The organism is Neglectibacter caecimuris (assembly GCF_034335015.1).
Classification (GTDB): Bacteria; Bacillota; Clostridia; order Oscillospirales; family Acutalibacteraceae; genus Acutalibacter; species Acutalibacter caecimuris_A.
The window spans coordinates 98,940-117,852 of sequence record NZ_JAWXXK010000006.1; the positions used below are offsets into that span (position 1 = coordinate 98,940).

General features: G+C 52.9%; 14 protein-coding genes and 3 tRNA genes. 5 read left to right on the forward strand and 12 right to left on the reverse strand.

Annotated features, from left to right (window positions below):
* Positions 1–47: 47 nt before the first annotated feature.
* Both U8T64_RS10000 and U8T64_RS10005 read right to left on the reverse strand, forming a co-directional pair.
* Positions 48–1,052, reverse strand: a complete 1,005-nt coding sequence (locus tag U8T64_RS10000; protein ID WP_322183271.1) for an aldo/keto reductase — start codon at positions 1,050–1,052, stop codon at positions 48–50.
* 36 nt (positions 1,053–1,088) lie between these two features.
* Positions 1,089–2,435 carry an MATE family efflux transporter gene (locus U8T64_RS10005; protein ID WP_322183272.1) on the reverse strand — a complete coding sequence of 449 codons (1,347 nt, stop codon included), beginning with the start codon at positions 2,433–2,435 and terminating at the stop codon, positions 1,089–1,091.
* Positions 2,436–2,735: 300 nt separating this feature from the next.
* Between U8T64_RS10005 and U8T64_RS10010 the strand changes: the two genes are divergently transcribed.
* Positions 2,736–3,623: a LysR family transcriptional regulator gene (locus U8T64_RS10010; protein ID WP_322183273.1), complete on the forward strand. Its 888-nt coding sequence runs from the start codon at positions 2,736–2,738 to the stop codon at positions 3,621–3,623.
* 211 nt (positions 3,624–3,834) lie between these two features.
* Positions 3,835–6,204 carry a glycoside hydrolase family 9 protein gene (locus U8T64_RS10015; protein WP_322183274.1) on the forward strand — a complete coding sequence of 790 codons (2,370 nt, stop codon included), beginning with the start codon at positions 3,835–3,837 and terminating at the stop codon, positions 6,202–6,204.
* A gap of 142 nt (positions 6,205–6,346) precedes the next feature.
* Here the strand turns inward: U8T64_RS10015 and U8T64_RS10020 are convergent, their stop codons facing one another.
* From U8T64_RS10020 to U8T64_RS10045, 6 genes are all read right to left on the reverse strand, one after another.
* Positions 6,347–8,284 carry a thioredoxin domain-containing protein gene (locus tag U8T64_RS10020; RefSeq protein ID WP_322183275.1) on the reverse strand — a complete coding sequence of 646 codons (1,938 nt, stop codon included), beginning with the start codon at positions 8,282–8,284 and terminating at the stop codon, positions 6,347–6,349.
* Positions 8,285–8,590: 306 nt separating this feature from the next.
* Positions 8,591–9,013 carry a hypothetical protein gene (locus U8T64_RS10025; RefSeq protein WP_322183276.1) on the reverse strand — a complete coding sequence of 141 codons (423 nt, stop codon included), beginning with the start codon at positions 9,011–9,013 and terminating at the stop codon, positions 8,591–8,593.
* Positions 8,985–9,194, reverse strand: coding sequence for a hypothetical protein (locus tag U8T64_RS10030; RefSeq protein ID WP_322183277.1), 210 nt, complete (start codon positions 9,192–9,194; stop codon positions 8,985–8,987). Before U8T64_RS10030 ends, U8T64_RS10025 begins: the two co-directional genes overlap by 29 nt.
* Positions 9,195–9,212: 18 nt before the next feature.
* A tRNA-Thr gene (locus tag U8T64_RS10035) sits at positions 9,213–9,288 on the reverse strand.
* Position 9,289: 1 nt separating this feature from the next.
* A tRNA-Asp gene (locus tag U8T64_RS10040) sits at positions 9,290–9,366 on the reverse strand.
* 143 nt (positions 9,367–9,509) lie between these two features.
* Positions 9,510–10,388: a polysaccharide deacetylase family protein gene (locus U8T64_RS10045; RefSeq protein ID WP_322183278.1), complete on the reverse strand. Its 879-nt coding sequence runs from the start codon at positions 10,386–10,388 to the stop codon at positions 9,510–9,512.
* A gap of 269 nt (positions 10,389–10,657) precedes the next feature.
* Between U8T64_RS10045 and U8T64_RS10050 the strand changes: the two genes are divergently transcribed.
* Positions 10,658–10,733 (forward strand) — tRNA-Trp (locus U8T64_RS10050).
* A 268-nt stretch (positions 10,734–11,001) separates the two neighbouring features.
* Here U8T64_RS10050 and U8T64_RS10055 read toward each other — a convergent pair.
* The 4 genes from U8T64_RS10055 to U8T64_RS10070 all read right to left on the reverse strand — a co-directional run bounded on the left by U8T64_RS10055 (position 11,002) and on the right by U8T64_RS10070 (position 15,174).
* Positions 11,002–11,757, reverse strand: a complete 756-nt coding sequence (locus tag U8T64_RS10055) for a class I SAM-dependent methyltransferase (RefSeq protein WP_322183279.1) — start codon at positions 11,755–11,757, stop codon at positions 11,002–11,004.
* A gap of 87 nt (positions 11,758–11,844) precedes the next feature.
* The gene (locus tag U8T64_RS10060; protein ID WP_322183280.1) at positions 11,845–12,147 is read right to left on the reverse strand and encodes a hypothetical protein; all 303 of its coding nucleotides are present in this window, start codon (positions 12,145–12,147) and stop codon (positions 11,845–11,847) included.
* Between the two features lie 496 nt (positions 12,148–12,643).
* Entirely contained in the window at positions 12,644–13,669 is a 1,026-nt protein-coding gene (locus U8T64_RS10065) for a glycoside hydrolase family 172 protein (RefSeq protein ID WP_322183281.1), read from the reverse strand.
* A 23-nt stretch (positions 13,670–13,692) separates the two neighbouring features.
* Complete coding sequence (locus U8T64_RS10070; protein ID WP_322183282.1) at positions 13,693–15,174, reverse strand: glycoside hydrolase family 32 protein; 1,482 nt, start codon at positions 15,172–15,174, stop codon at positions 13,693–13,695.
* A gap of 1,046 nt (positions 15,175–16,220) precedes the next feature.
* On the opposite strand from U8T64_RS10070, the gene U8T64_RS10075 reads away from it, so the two are divergent.
* Both U8T64_RS10075 and U8T64_RS10080 read left to right on the forward strand, forming a co-directional pair.
* Positions 16,221–16,586, forward strand: a complete 366-nt coding sequence (locus tag U8T64_RS10075; protein ID WP_322183283.1) for a BlaI/MecI/CopY family transcriptional regulator — start codon at positions 16,221–16,223, stop codon at positions 16,584–16,586.
* Positions 16,583–18,901, forward strand: a complete 2,319-nt coding sequence (locus U8T64_RS10080; RefSeq protein WP_322183284.1) for a M56 family metallopeptidase — start codon at positions 16,583–16,585, stop codon at positions 18,899–18,901. Before U8T64_RS10075 ends, U8T64_RS10080 begins: the two co-directional genes overlap by 4 nt.
* Positions 18,902–18,913: the final 12 nt, after the last annotated feature.

Sequence of the window (18,913 nt, forward strand, 5' to 3'; positions counted from 1 at the left end):
ATTTCTAATTTCTAATTGCTCATTTCTCATTCTTCACAGCCTTTTCACTACTTCCGCCAATTCTTGCTGAAGCCGTTCCCCTCCATTTCCACATGGCCCCGGTGGCCGTACACCTGGCAGGCGGAAAGGGCGGTTTCCAAGGCGCTGAATTCCTCCTCCGTCAGTTCCACATTCCAGCCGCCCAGGTTTTCCAAAATGCGTTCCTGGTTTTTAGAGCCGGGGATCGGCACGCAGTTGGGGTATTTATGCAGCATCCAGGCCAGGGAAATTTGAGCGTTGGTGGCGCTTTTCTCAGCAGAGTACCGCTCGAGAATACCAAGGATCGGCTGGTTGGCGGTGATGTTTTCTTTTTGCAGCTGGGGAACCCATTTGCGCACATCGTCTTTTTCTTCAAATTTCGTGTCTATAGTGATCTTGCCGGAAAGAAACCCGCTGGCAATGGGGGAGAAGGGGATCCCGCCGATGTTGTTTTTCAGGCAGTAGGGGAAAATGTCCTCCTCACAGTCCCGCTCCAGCATGTTATAGAGGTTCTGTACGGCAGTTACCGGCGTAACGCTGTGGGCCTTATCCAAGGTCAGCACAGAAACCTGCGAAAGCCCCCAGCCCCGGATCAGCCCCTCCTGGATCAGCCTTCCCATGGCTTCTGCCACGTCCTCTACCGGAATGTTTTCGTTGACCCGGTGCAGATAGCAGAGATCCATGTAATCCGTGCGCAGATTTTTCATGGAAGCCTCCAAATGATGCCGAACCGCGTCGTAAACAGAGGCTCCCTCCACCTCCTCCGGGTGGAGATGCAGCTTTGTGGCCAGCATTACCCTGCTGCGGAAGGGCTCCAGCGCCTTTCCCACCAGCTGCTCGTTGTGGCCGGGCCAGAACTGCTCTCTGCCATAGGCTTCAGCGGTGTCGAAGAAGGTGCAGCCAAAGTCATGAGCCCTGCGAATGGCCTCAATGGAACAGCTTTCCTCAGGCACAGCTCCATAGCCGTGGGAAAAGCCCATGCAGCCCATGCCAATAGGGCTTACCTCCAGGTCTTGAATCAGCCGTGTTTCCATAGAATTGACCTCCTGTAAAAAATTTTATGATTTGTCTCATATAACCTTCATACTTTCCCATTTGCCGCTTTTCCAGCGCAGGGCATAGACAACGGCCCGGAATCCCCAATCCAGCATGGCCATAGAGATCCATATGCCCACGGCGCCCAGGTTCAGGCCGTAGCACAGCAGGTAGGCTCCGACGAATCGGAACACCCACATGGAAACGATGGACATCAGCATGGGGTATTTCACGTCCCCGGCAGCCCGGAGAGCGGCTGTCTGGACAAAAGCCATGGGCCAAAGGGAGACCGCGCCGATGGTGTGCCACAAAAACATGGAGCCGATGAGGGCCGCAGTCTCCGCGCTGAGGGTATAAAGCCCCAGGATCAGCGGCAGGCCCAGGTACATGAGGGTACCCAGCCCCAGATTAGCCAGCGCGGTAAACAGAATCAGCCTGCGGTTGTAGTATTTGGCCTGTTCTATTTCGCCCGCTCCCACGCACCGGGAAATCACCGTGGCAATGGCCAGCTGCACCGCGCCTCCGGGGATCACCTCAATGGAAGCCAGGGTTTGGGTAACGGCGTTGGCGGTGATGGCTGTGGTGCCAAAGGTGGCGGCCAGGCCTACCAGAGCAATTTTTCCCACCTGAAAAATCCCGTTTTCAATACCGCCGGGAATCCCTACCCGGGCAATTTGGCGGAACAAGCTCCAGTTGAAGTGGTGGCGGAAGGAGCGCTCAATGGACAATTCACGTTTTTGGTTCAGCAGCAGCGCTATGAGGAGAACGGCGGCCGCCCACCGGGCTATCAGTGTGGAAATTGCCGCGCCGGCCACCCCTATGGAACAGCCGTAAATGAGAAGGGCATTGCCCGCGCAGTTGAGAAGGTTCATCAGCAGGGAGACCTTCATAGTGGTTTTGGTATCGCCCATTGTGCGGAAAATAGAGGTCCCGGCGTTGAACAGGGCGATGGCCGGAATGGAAAAGGCCGTATAGAATAAGTAATCCCCCGCGGACGCCGCCACATCTTCCGCAATGTCTCCGAAGAGATTGCCCACGATCCAGCCGGACAAAATAAACACCAGAACAGTTACGGCTATGGAGATGAGCCCGTTGATCCAAACCAGCTCCCCGGCGGCCTTTTTCGCGTTGGTTTTGTCGCCGCCGCCCAGGTACTGACCTGCCACTACCGCGCCGCCCGCCGCCATAGCGGAAAACAGATAGATGATCAGCACCATCACGGTATCGATCAGGGAAACGCCGGATACCGCCGCCTCTCCCGCGCTGGATACCATGATCGAATCGATCATACCCACGACCAAAGAGAGGGCGTTCTCAATGATCAGGGGAATGATCAGGGCCAGCAGCGCCTTGTTTGTAAACAACCCTTTGTCTTTTTTCATTTCAAACCGCCTCCCGCGGCTTCACCTGTCAAGTGAAGTTTCTATGTGCTTAGGGGTTGTTTGAAAAATCGAAAACGCCGTCTTTTTGCCCAATGCGGCCGGTTTTCTGCGTTGGAAATCCTCGACAGGCGTCAGCCTGTCTTGCGGGTTCCGCCTTGAAACCGTCTCGCCTGGTACAAAAATCCGGCATTTCCTCTATTTTCAAACAACCCCTAGTCTACTCTGCCTTTTCTTGACAGGGAAGTTCCGATTTGCTACAATGGCGGAAACAAAAAGTTTCAGCGAAAGGCGGCGGGTGGCATGTACGACCGAACCCTGGAGGTTTTCAGAGAAGTGGCGGACCGTGGCAGCTTCTCCAAAGCGGCGGAGGGCTTGTTTCTCACGCATACCGCTGTGATCAAGCAGCTGAATCACCTGGAAAACCGCATGGGAGTCCAGCTTTTGGAGCGTTCTAATCAGGGCGTGAGGCTGACCCCTGCCGGGGAGGTTCTCTACCGGGAGGCGGGAGAGCTGATCCGGCATTCCAGAGAAGCGGTAAAGCGCGTTCAGGCGGCGGGCAGGCCCGTGCGGAAAACCCTGCGGGTGGGCAGCTCGGCCCTGTCTCCCTGTCAGGTCTTTCTGGAGCTCTGGCAGCAAAAAGGACTGGGCTCTCGGTTTCAGTTTCAGATCATTCCTTTTTCCGACGACCGCCGGCGGTATGAGCATTTGGGGAAAAACTTCGACTTTTTGATCGGGCCCTATAACAACCCCTCGGCAGAGGAAAAGTGCCGTTTTATTCCCATTGGAAGGTACCGCTTTGTTTTGCTGATGAACCGGGAGCACAGGCTGGCGGGGAAAAGCTCCCTGAAATTCAAGGAGCTGAGGGGAGAGACGATTCTGCACATGAAGCCCGGTACCAGCCCGGTCAACGACAACATGCGGGCCCTGCTGCTTTCAGAGGCTTCCAACATTGTCATCGAAGACATTCTGCCCATTTATAACATGGAAACCTTCAACCGCTGCGTGGAAAGCGGCGGGCTGCTGCTGTCCCCGGAATGCTGGAGCCATGTGCACCCCGCCCTTACGGCGGTGCCACTGGACGAGAACTTTTCCATTGCCTACGGGGTGATCGCGGCCAGAACTCTCGGCGAGGATATGGAGATGTTTTTACGGGTGGTAAAGGAGGAGCTTTCGCCGAAAAATACATAAAATGAAAATAAAAGGCTTGGCGGCAGAATTCCGGCGTTTTCCCTAAAAACAGGAAGCGATTTTTGGGGGAACCTTCCGTTGCGTGGAAAAGGGTTTCATACTATAGTAGAAGGGCCAGGAGCGGAGAGGCTTTCGCTGCCGGGCTATCGCCCTGAAAAATACTGGATTTATCTACCAAGCTAAACGGCTTTATACAACAGGAGGAGAAAAAATGGATCCCAAGCTGACTCGTGAAATACAGGAAAGTCTTTTTGTGCATCGTCCTTTGCCCCTGCACCCGGAAAACAGCTTGGAAGCAGGCTTTGCGAAAAAGGCGGTGCTGAAAAGCAGGTGCTTGTATGGAGAGGGCGTCCGCGCCTCGAGACCGCGAGCAATGGGGCTGGCTGCCCTGGAGGAGCGTGAGGATACTTTGTGCATGACCGCCCCGCTGCGAACAGAGCGCTGGCCCGAGGGAGCCCCTGCCGATGGGGACTACTGCAATTTTGGCACAGCAAAGCTTGCTTTTTCCTTTGACCGGGAGGATTGGCGGGAGTATCACCGTCTGCGCTTTCAGGTGCGGCCCCGTATTTTGGGCGCCCGCATTTTGCATGTGCACGCTTCCATAGAAAACCGGGGGAGCGTTCCAATTCCGGATCCCTATTTCCGGGAGGGCTCCACAGTGTTTGACCTGAAAAACGGTGAGTGGAATGACTGCATTTGGGAATTTGCCGCCATGCCCCGGGACGCCGTTTGCCAGCTTTTTTTCTATGTGCTTTGCAGCGGCCACGATATTTCCGCCGGGGAAGCGCTCGCCTATGAATTTCAGGAGATCAGGCTGGAACAGCTGGAATGCCCGGAGCATGAGCTGGGCTGGGAAAATCCCACCCCGGGGATCCGCCTGTCTACAGCGGGATATTGGCCGAGGGGAGAAAAGCGCGCCGTTGCCGCCGGAGAGGCAGAAAGCTTCAGTGTGGTCGAGGCGGAAACCGGAAAGACAGTTTTTACCGGCGCGGTAAGCCGGGAAGTAAACGAGCGCGGCGTTTTTGGGGTGATGGATTTTACGGAGGTGTCCGCTCCCGGCAGGTATTTTTTACGCTCCGGCAAGCTGGAAAGCCCAGTCTTTTCCATTTCGGAGGAGCTTTGCACCGAGGCCCTGTGGAAGGCCGTAAATTTCTTTTACTGCCAGCGCTGCGGCTTCCCGGTGGACGGCAGGCACGGAGCCTGCCACCAGGATATTCTGGCCCACCACAACGGAGCTGCCCTGAGCTTTTCCGGCGGCTGGCACGACGCGGGAGATCAGTCTCAGCAGGCGGCGCAGACGGGGGAGATCGTTCAGGCGTTGTTTGAGGCGGCGGATCGCTGTAAAGAGGATCGCCCGCTGTATCTCCGGCTGATGGAGGAAGCCGTTTGGGGACTGGATTTCATTCTTCGCACCCGGTTCGGAGACGGGTATCGGGCCACCAGCGCCGGGCTTACCCGGTACACCGACGGCCTCATGGGAAATTTCGACGATGTGGAGGCTCGGGTGCACGACCATTCCTATGAAAACTTTCTGTTTGCCGGGATCGAGGCCTTTGCGGCCCGGTGCCTGATGAACTATGACAAGGGCCTGGCGGAATGCGCCCTGAAAGCCGCCCGGGAGGATTCCGCCTTTGCGGAAAAGAAATTTGCCCAAACCGGCGTGGAACCGGCCCATATGTACGAGCATACCTACAACAGCGGCCTGTCTCAATATTACGCGGTGATCACCTGGGCGGCCAGCTGCCTGTATGAGGTCACAAAAGCGGAGGAATACGGCGCCGCTGCCCGGGAGTATGGGAAAAGTCTACTCTCCTGTCAGGAAACCGGAGAAGCGGGCCTTCCCTTCACAGGCTTCTTTTACCGGGACGAAAGCCACAAGACCATCGTGCATTTCAATCATCAGGCCAGAGAGCATCAGTTCGTTCAGGCGTTGGAGGCCCTGTGCCGCACGCAGCCGGAGGCCCCGGAGCGCGCCGCCTGGGAAGAGGGAATGTGGCGCTACGGAAGCTACCTGAAGGCCATCGCGGGCAATACCGCCCCTTACGGCATGCTTCCCGCCGGAGTGCACCATGTCAGCGAGGCGGAAAACGAAGAGCTGTTTCCCTTCCTGCACGTGACCTGCCAGTATCATCAGGAGCGGGAAAATTACCTGGAGCAGCTCGCCGCCGGAAAGCCTCTGGGCGGCGGCTATGTACTGCGGAATTTCCCGGTCTGGTTCTCTTTCCGGGGAAATGAGGCAGTGCTGCTTTCCATGGGGAAGGCGGCGGGAATTTTGGGCCGCTGCTTCGGAGAGGAAGCCCTGCTGCAGCTGGCCCGGGAGCAGCTTTACTGGACCTGGGGAAAGAACCCCTTCGGCCAGTCTCTGGTGTACGGCATGGGCAGTAATTACTGCCGCCAGTACGCGGTGCTCACCGGCGAAAGCGTAGGGGAGGTCCCCGTGGGCATAGAGACCCTGAATAACGGCGACGAGCCCTATTGGCCCCAGAACAACAACGCTACCTATCGGGAGGTGTGGGTCGGCTCTGTCTGCCGGTATGTGCAGGTCTGCACCGAACTGATAGAGGAAAGCGGTGCCAGATGAACCGGTTTTGCCCTAAAAACTCAAAAAACAGCAGCATTTGAAGAAAGCCTCAACTTCAATATTCTGTGGTTTTGACACAGGATATTTGGTTGTGGCTTTTCATTGTAGTGATTGCTTTGTGTGTTTGGGGAAAGAAAGTTTTTTACTCTTCCTTCCATTCATTGACCGGAGGCAGACAGCGGTGATCCCGGCAAACATAAAAAGTAGTTTTTCCGTTTTTCAGTGGATACTCCCGATCCGGCTCCCGCAGAATAACGATTGCGTCGGAGGGAAGAAGCAGCGGCAGCGGTTCCCGTTCCGATGGTTCCGCCAGGACCACTGTCACCTTTGGCGGCGGTTCGCTGTAGTCCAAAAGCGCCAGCAGAAGCATGGCGTGGCCGGGCGGGTATTGGCCGGCGTCCGCGGTCATAAAGTCTAATTGCCGTTTTGCCGCCGACTCAAGATCCTTTTCCGGAATAAGCTGGCTGAGCCGCACCAGGCTCCATGCCATCAGGGAATTCCCGCTGGGGATTGCCCCGTCATAGGTTTCCTTAGGCCGAAGGATCAGGGCTTCCTGCTCTTTTCCATAAAGGTAAAAGCCGCCGTTTTCGGCGTCTTGGAATTTGGAAATCGTATTTTGGCAAAGCTGCTCCGCCTCGTTCAGGTATTCCTTGTCATAGGTCACGTCATACAGCGCTAATTGGGCAAACAGGCAGGCGGCGTGATCGTCCAGAAAGCCTTTTGCTCCTAATTGTCCAACTCGAAAGCTGACATGGAGCGTACCGTTCCTCCACAGATGCTCCCGCAGAAACAGATCGGCCCGTTTTGCGGCATGCAGATATTTTTCATTTCCATCAATCTTATACAAACGGCAGAGCGCCGCAATCGTCAGAGCGTTCCAGGCGGTCAGGAGCTTATCGTCCAGAGGAAGCGAACAGCGGCTTTTGCGGTATTGGTAAACCCGCTCTAACAAGCAGTCAAAAGACCTCACTTCCGGGTCGCTGTGCAGCAGATTGGGAATGCTTTTTCCTTCAAAATTACCTGAGGCGGTAATATCAAAATGCGCGTTAAAAGCCCTGCCTTGTTCCGAGCCCAGAAGGGAGATCAGCTCTTCCGGCTGAAAAAGATAGTATTTTCCTTCCTCGCCGTCACTGTCGGCGTCTTGAGCGCTGTAGAATCCGCCCTCCGGCGCGGTCATTTCCCGCAGGATAAAATTTGCCGTTCGCTCTGCCACACGAAGATAGATCTCTTTTTTTGTAAGAGCATATGCTTCGCAATAAGCTAAAATCAACAGTGCGTTGTCATATAGCATCTTTTCAAAGTGCGGAGCCAGAAATCGCGCGTCGGTAGAATACCGGCAGAAGCCTCCGCCAATGTGATCGAAGAGACCTCCACGGTACATTTGCAGCAGCGTCTGTTCCGCCATCGCCAGACAATCCGGATCCTTTCGTCTTCGATAGTAAGCCAGGAGAAACAGAAGGTTGTGGGGAGAGGGAAATTTTGGCGCGCCGCCAAATCCGCCGTATTTTCGGTCAAAGCTTCGTTTGTAAAGCTGTACGGCTGTTTCCGGCAGCTGCGGTTCAGTTTCCTGTTCCATTTGCGTCTGCCGATTCAGCAGCGCCACAAGTTCCTTTGCCTGACGCAATAGGGCAAAGCGCTCTTGTTCCCATTTCTCATGGATCAGCTCTAAAAGCTCTCCAAAGCCTGCTATACCGCCCTGGCTGTGTTTGGGAAAGTAAGTGCCGGCAAAGAAGGGCTGCTGCTCCGGCGTCAGAAAAATACTGGTAGGCCAGCCGCCGCTGCCGGTAAAGGCCTGACAGACCGCCATATAAACGCTGTCTATATCGGGGCGCTCCTCACGGTCGACCTTGACAGAGATAAACCATCGGTTTAGAAGCTCCGCTATCTTCAGGTCCTGAAAGCTTTCCTTTGCCATAACATGGCACCAATGGCAGGTGCTGTAGCCAATGCTGAGGAAAATGGGCTTATCCTCTTCTTTGGCCCTGCGGAAAGCCTCTTCTCCCCAGGGGTACCAGTCTACCGGGTTTTCCGCATGCTGGAGAAGGTACGGGCTGGTTTCGCTTTTCAGATGGTTTGGCATATGTGCTGTCCTTTCTTCACCGTCCCTGTCGTTTCGACAACATGGGCGGCAATCATCAGGGTTGGCCGAGAAGAATAAATTTGAAAAGCAAGCCGTTTGGCCCGCCGAAAATCTGTTCCTCCATCGCCATAAAATTAGAGTTGCCGTGATCCGGCGGATTATGCGAAAGAAGGAAGTTCTGAAAGGTACGAACAGATGCAGGGGAAGTCTGTGGGGAAGAGAAGTATTTTATGAGCCAGGCCAGGTAAGACACTATAAAAAAGCCCGCCGAAGATGTTCAAAAGAACTCCGGCGAGCTTCCTTGATTTATGTGGGCAACCTTTCGCTCATAATATCGAAATGACAGCGGTAGCTTTTTGGGGCACGAAGCTTAATGAAATAACTAAATCGCTTCCAAAGTATTGCTTTCCTTCCTTCTTGGAAAGGTAATAGATAGAATTCATGCCGCGATCCCTCTTTGGCAGTTTCCTTTTGTTTCCAAGCGCTTTCTGTTGTGGCCAAAATCTTAAAAGTGAGTAAACCGAAAAAACCAGAATCCCGACAAACCGCAGTTTGTCGGGATTCTTCTGGAGCTGCTATCCAGATTCGAAGCTGGAGAGAAGATATCTGACGATATCTTCCGAAAGAAGCTGCGCTTCTCCTCCATAAAAATGGGGCTTCGCCCCAAACCCCGCCGCGTTCACGGCGGAGGATGAGGTCTTTATTCAAAACAAGAAGCGCCATGCTCATAAAGAGCACAGCGCTTTCTGGAGCTGCTATCCAGATTCGAAGCTGGAGAGAAGATATCTGACGATATCTTCCAAAAGAAGCTGCGCTTCTCCTTCATAAAAAATGGGGCTTCGCCCCAAACCCCGCCGCGTTCACGGCGGAGGATGAGGCCTTTATTCAAAACAAGAAGCGCCATGCTCATAAAGAGCACAGCGCTTTCTGGAGCTGCTATCCAGATTCGAACTGGAGACCTCATCCTTACCAAGGATGCGCTCTACCGCCTGAGCCATAGCAGCATGGCGACCCGGAACGGGCTCGAACCGTCGACCTCTAGCGTGACAGGCTAGCGTTCTAACCAGCTGAACTACCGGGCCAAATGCCTGAATCATTATCAGGCAACGGTTATTATACAATACAGAGATTCTGTTGTCAAGCTTTTTCTCGTCAGGAATCTTCCTGTTTTTTCCAAAAATGTTTTTTGCTCTTTTGCGAAAAAGGGCAGCTTCAAAAATTTTGCTCACTTAAGCCATTCCCGGAAGATCTCTTCCGTGGTGTTGTCGGTCACATAAAAGCGGTTCATGGCAAATAAGCTTTCCTGTTTTCCATAGATAAGCTCCGCTTTTCCGGGCGTGATCGCCAAAGTGGCCTTTATTCCCAACTCCTTTACCAGCTTTTGACTGAGATCATCAAAGGAACCGCCGGGATAAGCCAAAACATTCACGGGATTCCCCGCCTTTTCCTCGATCTCCGTCCGGGAACGGGTGAGATCCTTGGTTACAGCCAGGGTATATTCTTCCTCAGTTTCATTGGGAAGCTTCAGAATATTGGTACGGATCTCATTGCCGGTTTCATATTTCGCCCACTGGTGCATGTCATAGGTGTGAGATTGAATGGAAATCAGGCCAGAATCCACCATTTCCTTGGCTTCCGTATAGTCAAAATGGGGCGTAATGGGAAAATCCGTTTCCTTGTAGTGCTCCTTATTACCCACTGTAGCGCCGATCACAAAAATGGTAGCTTTCATGCCGCGCTCTTGCAAAATGGGAAAAGCGATCTCATAATTGCTGAGGTAACCGTCATCGAAGGTGAGGCACACCGGATTTTTTGGCAGCGGCGTTCCCTCCTCCACATAGGCAATGAGTTCATCAAAGGTGACCGTGTTCTTTCCCAGCTTGTCCAGCAGCGCCAGCTCCGCTTCAAACTGCCCGCGGGTAATGGTATTCGTGGATACCTGCGAGCTTTCTGAATCCTCACAGAGGTTGTGATACATCAGGATCGGAACCTCCACCCGGGCAGGCGTTTTCGCGGCGCACCCAGCTTCGGAGCCCAGCACGACGCCAGCCAGGATCAGGCAGGTGAAAAAAAGAAGGATCGGTTTTTTCATAAAGCATATCATACGCATAAATACCTCTTCATCGAAAACAAGCGCCACACACTGTGGCAGGACATTTCCAAAACCACAGCTTTCATAAAATGAAATGCGGCACAGCCCTCATTTCAGATATTACCATCAATATTTTATCATGGCAGTACCCAGGTGTCAAGAAACCGCCTTTACAGCCAGCACAGATCTTTTCACCAAGTTTCCCCGAAAAATATGTTGACATCTACGCGGCAAAATGGTAAACTAATTGAGCAAGAAATGGAAAGCACCATTTCAGAAATAGGGGTATAGCTCAGCTGGTAGAGCAGCGGTCTCCAAAACCGCGTGCCGAGGGTTCGAATCCTTCTGCCCCTGCCACAGACTTGGCCCGGAATTCCTTGGAATTCCGGGCTTTTCTTGTGTTTTGGGGTGGCGGGATGCGGTCTACTTTGCCGTTCTCTATGGCGTGTGTTTTGCGCTTTTTTCGTTTCTGTTCGTATCCGTTTCTAGCTTTTCCGTCTGGCACAGCATCAATAAATCATCAAAAAACTGCGGTTGCGCTCCCCACTCGCGCTGGCTCTGGCAAAAAATTGAACCCATCTCTGAGAGTCTCTTGCAGATGAACCGTTCGTTGAAACTAGAATTGCTATACCAATTTTCCCCAATACACAACAGAAATGTTGGAAACAATAATTGTATCACTATCAGGAGCAAAAGTATTCATCAAATCCCATAACTCCTGTACATATTCCCTCTGCTCTTTTGTGTTTGGGGACGGCGCATAAGATGATGACAAACTGCGGTTAATAAACCTTTCCTTCGTATATTCTAATGGGAAGTCAAATCTCTGCTGATGCATATCAGTCCCAAATATTTTTTCAAACAAAGGTATAGATTTATCTAAGCCATGACACAAAGAAGTAAAATTCGGGCAAAATTTTTTGCATATCTCATGCTGATGATATGTAAATTCGTCTGTATAATTACGGGCATTTGCAACTGTAAAAAGTATACCGTCTGGTTTCAAAATGCGTTTACTCTCAAGGCAAAATTTATCTGTGTCAAACCAATGGAATGCTGAAGCTGCTGTTATCAAATCAATACTATTTGGGGAAAGCGTAGTATCCTCAGCAGACGCAGCTATGGAGACAAAATGCACATTACCTATAAACTCCTGCTCCGCTTCCAATCTCATCTTCTCATTGGGTTCGATACAAAACACATCAAATCCTCGGTTTAGGAGTTCTCTGGCAAAAATGCCTGTGCCTGAACCAACATCTGCAATTTTGGCGTTCTTCTTTAAAATTTTTGTACATAGCAAATCAATAACACCGGGAGCATATCCATGCCTACCTTTTGAATAATTTGAGACACAGTTTGAAAACATATTCTCGTTTGTCATTATCTCACTCCGCAAATATCTGATGTCTGGATTATAGCACATAATAGTTAATCTCGCAACAATTTTCTTTACAAAAAGATTTGGTGTTCAACCGAATAGGTAATCACAGCAGTCATAGGTTGTGCGCTCCACTGAGGGAAACTTAAAAACCTGTAGCCAGTGGGTCATGCTCTCCTTGAGCGTTTTGCGGGATTCATCGGACTCCTGCAAGACATCGTTAAAGGCCGCAACGTAGTCGGTCATCTTCTTGGTGACTTCTGCCTTGGTAGTACCGGAGAACGATTTACGCTTACGTTCTCCTTTTTCATCCATGTACCAGACTGTGACGCCCCAGCGGTCGTCGGTTCTCTTAAAGGCTTTTCCATTCGTGAGCAGTTTCTTTTGAACCATGCTTGTCAGCCTCCTTTCTCAGCACACCACAATACCACACCTCGCCGAGAAAGTCCACTGACATTTTTCTTACTTTTCTTCTTGCTCCTTTGATAAATTCCTTTCTTTGTTTAGCGGTGCAAATTTCGAGCGCTCACCAAAGCCCTTACAACTCCCCTTTAGGGGCAGGGGGAGAACCGAGTTTCCCGGCTCCTGCGGACGGCGTATAGCCGGACGCTATGCTTGTCCTGCCCTATAGGCAGGTTTTCTCGTGCATTAATTTGCACAATCTCCTTCATAAAAGCCCTCTATCAACCGACCCCTGATTTTCAGAAAGAAAAATCCCTCATTTTGCCCCAACGGTCGGCTCTGCCGTCCGATGTCACCAGCGCGGTAGACCCCGCGCTTTAACCTGCTTGTCTTTTTGACGGTTTTCTGCGCCCTTTTCACTGGATATTCTCGCACACTATTGCATATCCGTGTTCTTCCTGATCCGATAGATACCACCCTTCTCCCGTTACTTCATCACCATCTCCGTATCCGCAGGCAGCTGCACCGGCGTGGGAGCAGGCTCCGCCAAGTACCAGTAGGCCACCGTGGTGTAGTCGTCATACCGAGGCCCGGTCCAGCCCAGATTGTCCAAAACCATGCGGAAATCCCGGTCAAAATAGACCGGGTCCTTTACATGCCAGCGGTAAAGAAGGAAGCGCTTCTGGTGGTTGTACATCTCGTCGGTGTCGCCCAGAATGGCATAAAGCCCGGTATAAAGCCCCGAGAACGTCTGGTAGCGGTGCTGATATACATCGTTGCCAAAGGCATAGGCCCCGCCGAAATAGTCCTCGGTGCCGGTGTAATTCATGGTTGGGTAGTGGTCGCCGTCGATATACATTTTGGCCTCGCCTTCCACCCAGCAGGTGTTGTGGCCGTTCATGCCAGCGGCAAGGCTTAGCCCCGCAAAGCAGCCTTTCCCCTGGATTCTGTCCACCACCGTATAGCTGCGCCCCCTTTGAACCGGGTGCTCCTGCCGGTAGGCGGCGTGGAAATAGCCGCTATTTTCAGCCACTGCTCCATGCCAGCCGGAGATCATGTAAAACAAGGTCTGCTTTTCGGCTCCGCGGTTCTCCATGGTAATCCGGCAGCGCTTTTGAAAGGGCATCTCCCAGTAGCAGTTATACCCCCGGCCCGGGGCCACCAGCACCATGGCGGAGTTCAAAACCGGGTAGTTCCCGTCCCGGTCTGCGAAATTTTCGTCATAGGCGCAGCCAAAAAATGCGGAGATGGGCGCCTCCACCGAGGGCCGTTCCAAGCCATCCCAATAGATCCGAAGCACAAAGGAATGTCCGATGTACCCGGTGAACCACATATGGGTAATCATCCCCGGCCCCTCCGTGTTGCAGAGCGTCACGGTTTCGCCCGGCGCGATGTCGATGCATGGACGCAGCTTTTCGCAGTCCCCGCCCCGTGAGCCGCCGCCCCAGGTCCCGGTAGGATTCTCCGCCGAAAAGCCGAAAGATTTTCTGTCATTCATTTCATAAACGCTCATACTGATTCCCTCTCTGCTGTACCTTACAGCATCTCAAACACACAGATATTTTCCGCGTCGGAACCGACGGTGATCTCGCCGCTCAGCACGTCCTCCTCAGCCTCCATCGAACCATACACCGTGCCGCCGTCTCCAAAATATTCCACAATACCGTGGTCTACGATCAAAGTAAGCGGCTGGGCGGAATCTCCGACCTCCATTTCTGTCGCGCCCACTTTTACAATATGTTTCTCGCCCGATTTCCAGTTGATCACCGCGATCACCGGCTTGCCGCCCATGGGGACCGCGACTTTCCCATTCTCGACCGTATGCTCCCGGTACTTTGAAAAGCGTTTCCAGATTTCCTGCACTGGTCGGAAACACATTTTCCAGCCGCCATCCACTTTCATCAGCGACAGCTCTGTGGGAATGGACATCATCCCCCGAAAATTGCCCCGGTGGTTCTCCGTGCGGAGCCAGGCCACGCTCACCGTACGGCCCTCTATGCCCGCGAAGGTCTGGGCGGCGTAGCCAAGGTCTGTGCTGTAGGCGGTCAGCACTTCGGTTTCCGGCGTGAACCGGTAGCCGTCAAACTCGCCTACCATGTAATAGCCGTCGGCGGACCAGAACACCCACTTCTTTTCGCCGACCTCTGCGCCGAGGGCATTGTCCACCTCCAGCCGGAACAGATCCGGACACTCCCACATTTTATCCGCTGTGAACCGCTGGCTTTCCGTCCAATGGAGCAGGTCTTGGGAGCGGAAAATGGCGAACTCATTCCCGTCCAGGAATAGCACCATCACATAGGCAGCGCTCTCCTCATGATAGAACACCTTTGGGTCGCGGTTGCCACCCATAATATGGCCTAAAACCAGGCCGTGCTTTTCTAGGCTCTCACCGCCGTCAGTGGACACGGCCAGCCGCTGAGTATGCTGGTTCCCGGCATCAATAGACCACTGGTTGCACCCGCCCGAGGCCGTGTACAAGAACAGCAGGGCGTCTTTTCCAAAGCCCGCCGTATTCTCCCTGTCCTGCCACGCGCACCCGGAGTAAGCCGTGCCATACTCATCCGGCTCCATGGCCATGGGCCTATGCTCCCAGGTTATCATATCCTGGCTCACTCCGTGGCCCCAGTGCATATTCCCCCATTCTGTTCCAAAGGGGTTCCACTGGTGGTAAAGGTGGTATACGCCGTTCGCGTAAATCAGACCGTTGGGGTCGTTAATCCAGCCGGTTTCAGCGGCAAAGTGGATCTGGGGGCGAAAAGCATATTCAGTGGCAGGCCTTTTGTCCTGGCAGTGTATCTTCTCTCCCGCACCGGCCGGTATCTCTCCAGCGATTTCGATGGTCTTGCCCACATATTTTTCCACGTCCATAGCACTGTAGAAATCTACATTATCATCCGTGCCCAGGCTGATGTCTGCCTCTTGAAACTTCTGCCCATCAGAATAAAAATGTAGCTTCACCACGGGGCTTTTTTTGTCCACCGGCAGACAGAGATATCGTGCTGTGATTGGAAACGTCATATGCTTTTCCTCCTGGTATCTTTTTGCTTTTCAAAGATTATAGCATTGCAGATAATAGCATTGCAGCGCGATAAAGTCAACTGAAATGAAAGACCGTTCAAGTTTTGAGTGTTGCCAAACTATGCTCTCTATTGTCGAAATCATATTATTTTTCTTCTTTGTTTTGCAGCACAAATTTTGAGCTGTCGAACTCTTGACAGTTAGCTTGTGTGCATGGTATTATCTATGTAGTTTTCTGAGAGTTTTTTCAGACAAGCAGATGAAAAAAGCCCTTTTTGAGGGCTGAGAAAATCCAACATCATCAATAAATCATCAAAATCTTTTGTGGCGTACTTTTCGGGAACACAAACGGCTCAACGGCGCGGAAAACTGGCTGTTGTATGTCCTCTCATGTCTTTTCCACATCCACTCCAAAACCGCGTGCCGAGGGTTCGAATCCTTCTGCCCCTGCCACAGACATGGCCCGGAATTCCTTGGAATTCCGGGCTTTTCTCGTGTTTGGGGGTGGCTGGGTACGGTCTATGGTGCCGCTCTCTATGGTGTGTATTTTGCGCTTTTTTCGTATCTGGCCGTATCCGTTTCTAACCTTTCCGTCTGGCACAGCATCAATAAATCATCAAAAATTTGCAGCGCTTTCCCCTGTGCTGGCTTGCTCCTGCTAAAAATTGAACCCATCTGTGATTCCTTGCAGGCGGGTCATGTCTTTTTTAACATAATATAGTTCGGTTATCTGTGAGGTGCTGTGACCCAGGAGGTCGGCCACTTGGCGGGGCGAGAGTGCCATCAGCGTTCCGTCTGGCTGACGTATACCGTTCACTAGCAAACTTCCAAACGTGTGTCTGAGGCTGTGGAGACCTTTCTGCTTTATCCCAGCAGCTTTCAAAATCCGGTAGTACCGTTTGCGGAAGTTCACCGGGCGGGTGTAGCCGCCCCATTCACAACTTCTTTACATTTGAACTACTGCAATAGTCTTGACAGCCCCACACTATTGTGATAGTATAAACGTGCAAACTATTGCAATAGTTTCAAAGAAAGGGCCGATAAAAATGCCAATCAAACTATTCGATTCCGAACTGAAAGTAATGAACGTTCTCTGGCGCGGCGGCGACCGCACCGCCAAAGAAATTTCCGACATCCTTAAGGCCGAGACCGGCTGGAACATGAACACCACATACACCGTCATCAAAAAATGTATTGCCAAAGGGGCTATCGAGCGCAGTGAGCCAGGATTTCTCTGTCACGCCCTTATTCCAAAAGAAGCTGTGCAGGAGGCCGAGACCGACGAACTCATAGGCAAGCTGTACGACGGCTCGGTGGATAAGCTGTTCGCCGCGCTGCTGGGGAGCAAAAAGCTCTCGGCGGAGCAAATTGACCGGCTGAAACAGATGGTTGAGGGAGAGGTGGAGAAATGAGCCTCCTGCAAATGAGCCTGTCCGGCGCGGCCATGATTTTGGCGATCCTGCTGGTCCGAACGCTGGCTCTACAACGGCTGCCCAAGCGGCTGTTCCCGGCGCTGTGGGCGCTGGTGCTGGTGCGACTATTGGTACCGTTTTCTCTGCCTGCAACGTGCAGCGTGTACTCGCTTTTGAACAGGCCCGCTTCGGCTACAGTTCATCAGCCTGGACCAATAGGCACACCTCGCATCCCCGCTGTAATGGCAGGCGGAGTCACTGAAACACCTGCCATTACAGGCCGTGCTGCCACAAGCATTGACCCCTTGGCCGCGCTCTGGCTGGCAGGGTTCCTGGTCTGCTCCTGGTACTTTATTGCAGTCTATGTAAAATGCCGCCGGGAGTTCCGGGAGGCGCTGCCTGTTCACAACGACTATGTGAGTGTGTGGCTCAAGGAGCATAGGCTTCGCCGCCCGGTCACCGTCCGGCAGTCTGACAGAATAGCCGTGCCGTTGACCTATGGCATTCTGCGTCCGGTGATACTTCTGCCCAAGTCAGCAGACTGGAACGACAGGGACACTTTAGACTATGTGCTGGCCCACGAGTGGACCCATATCCGCCGGTTCGATGGTCTTTTCAAGCTGGCGCTGGCTGCCGCGTTCTGCGTGCACTGGTTCAACCCGCTGGTCTGGGCCATGCTGTTCTTTGCCAACCGGGACATCGAGCTGGCCTGCGACGAAGCGGTGCTCCGGCTGCTCGGGCAGGACGTGAGGCCCGGCTACGCTATGGCACTTATCCGCATGGAGGAACGCAGAAACGTGCCGGCCTTGATAGGAAACTATTTCAGTAAAACTCCTATTGAAGAAAGGATAAAATCAATTATGACTATTAAAAGGAAATCTATGATTGCACTGGCTCTGTCCATCTGCCTGATAGGCGGCACAGTGACAGTTTTTGCCACATCCGCCAGTGCGGATAACAATGATAATAATGCACCCCAAACCAGCTATGTGGTGGAAAACAAAGATGCCGCCCTGGTCTCCTATACCGATGAAAACGGCACCACCTACTACAGCTTCGATGACGGTGAGACCTGGACCGCCATGACCGACGAGGAGTTCGCCGCGGCATACCCCGAGCCGGAGGTCGAGTGGTGGACTGCCGCGGAATACGCCGCATGGTTAGAGAACGAGAAAAAGAATTTGCAGGATATGATCGGCTCAAAAGGTTGGACACAAAGCACCGGCTGGTTCACCTGGACCCAGGAGGTGGTGGACGAGACGATAGCTGAGTATGAGGAAATTCTGAACATGATTGAGAGCGGATATCTTGTCTCCAAGACCGTTGACGGAGATGAGGACACCATGCTGGTAATGAATCCGCTTGACAGAGTGGTTGGCAGCGCGGACTGGGAGAACGTCATAGAGGCAAAAGAGCAGTCCGATTTTTACGATGATACTTTCGACTACACGAGCCTTTTCGACGACTACAAGAGCTGCGGGCTTACCTTTCAGAACAGCGACGGCAACCTGTACTGGAACGGCCAGCGGGTGCGAATTTTTGTGGACGGCGCGGAGCATGGGGGCGGATGGGTTTCTCAGTATGAGCATTACGACCCAGATGGCAGTATTGATGTGCGGACCGTCCGGGAGCGGGTGGATAACGGCGACGGCAGCTACAACCTGATGGGGCCCCTGGTGCGGCTGGAGGAGTTCGAGCCTGAGCAGATGTTCCTGGACGCACTGGAGGGGCAAAGCTATGTAGGCGCGGAGCTCCAGTATGAGGGAGATCGCACGGCTAAGGAATTGGAGCGCTACGCTCCCTTCGGGCTGACGTATGAGTTTGACCAGACTCTGAGCACCGGTTCTCTCAAAATGGCCTGGAACGGCAGGGCCGTGCGCAGTTTATTTGATGCCCAGCGGCAGCTTTGGGTCTGCAACAGCCTGGGTACAGAGGGGCTGAACCTGGAAGCGGTCTATGAGAACGGAGAGCTTGCCGGCCTGCGGGAAAGCACGGAGGATAAAAGTTTCGTGGAGAGCGGGGCGGTTATAAACGCTGAAGCCACCGCTACTGAAGGTACTGGCGACAGCTCCGGGGAGACCATTGCGGAGCGTATGGAGAAGTATGCGCCCTATGGGGTGACTTATCAGGAAAAGGACGGCAAGAGAAGCATACGGTATGAAGGCAAGGCTGTAGACAGCTTTACGGACATGAGGCCGGGAGGCGGTGTGTTCTCTGTTAATTCTACGGATGGCGGGGAGATCGCTCTGGTTACGGTTTATGATGGGGATGGGAAGCTAAAGGGCGTTAAAGCTATGCTGTCGTATCGTTTTTAAGACTTTGAAAAA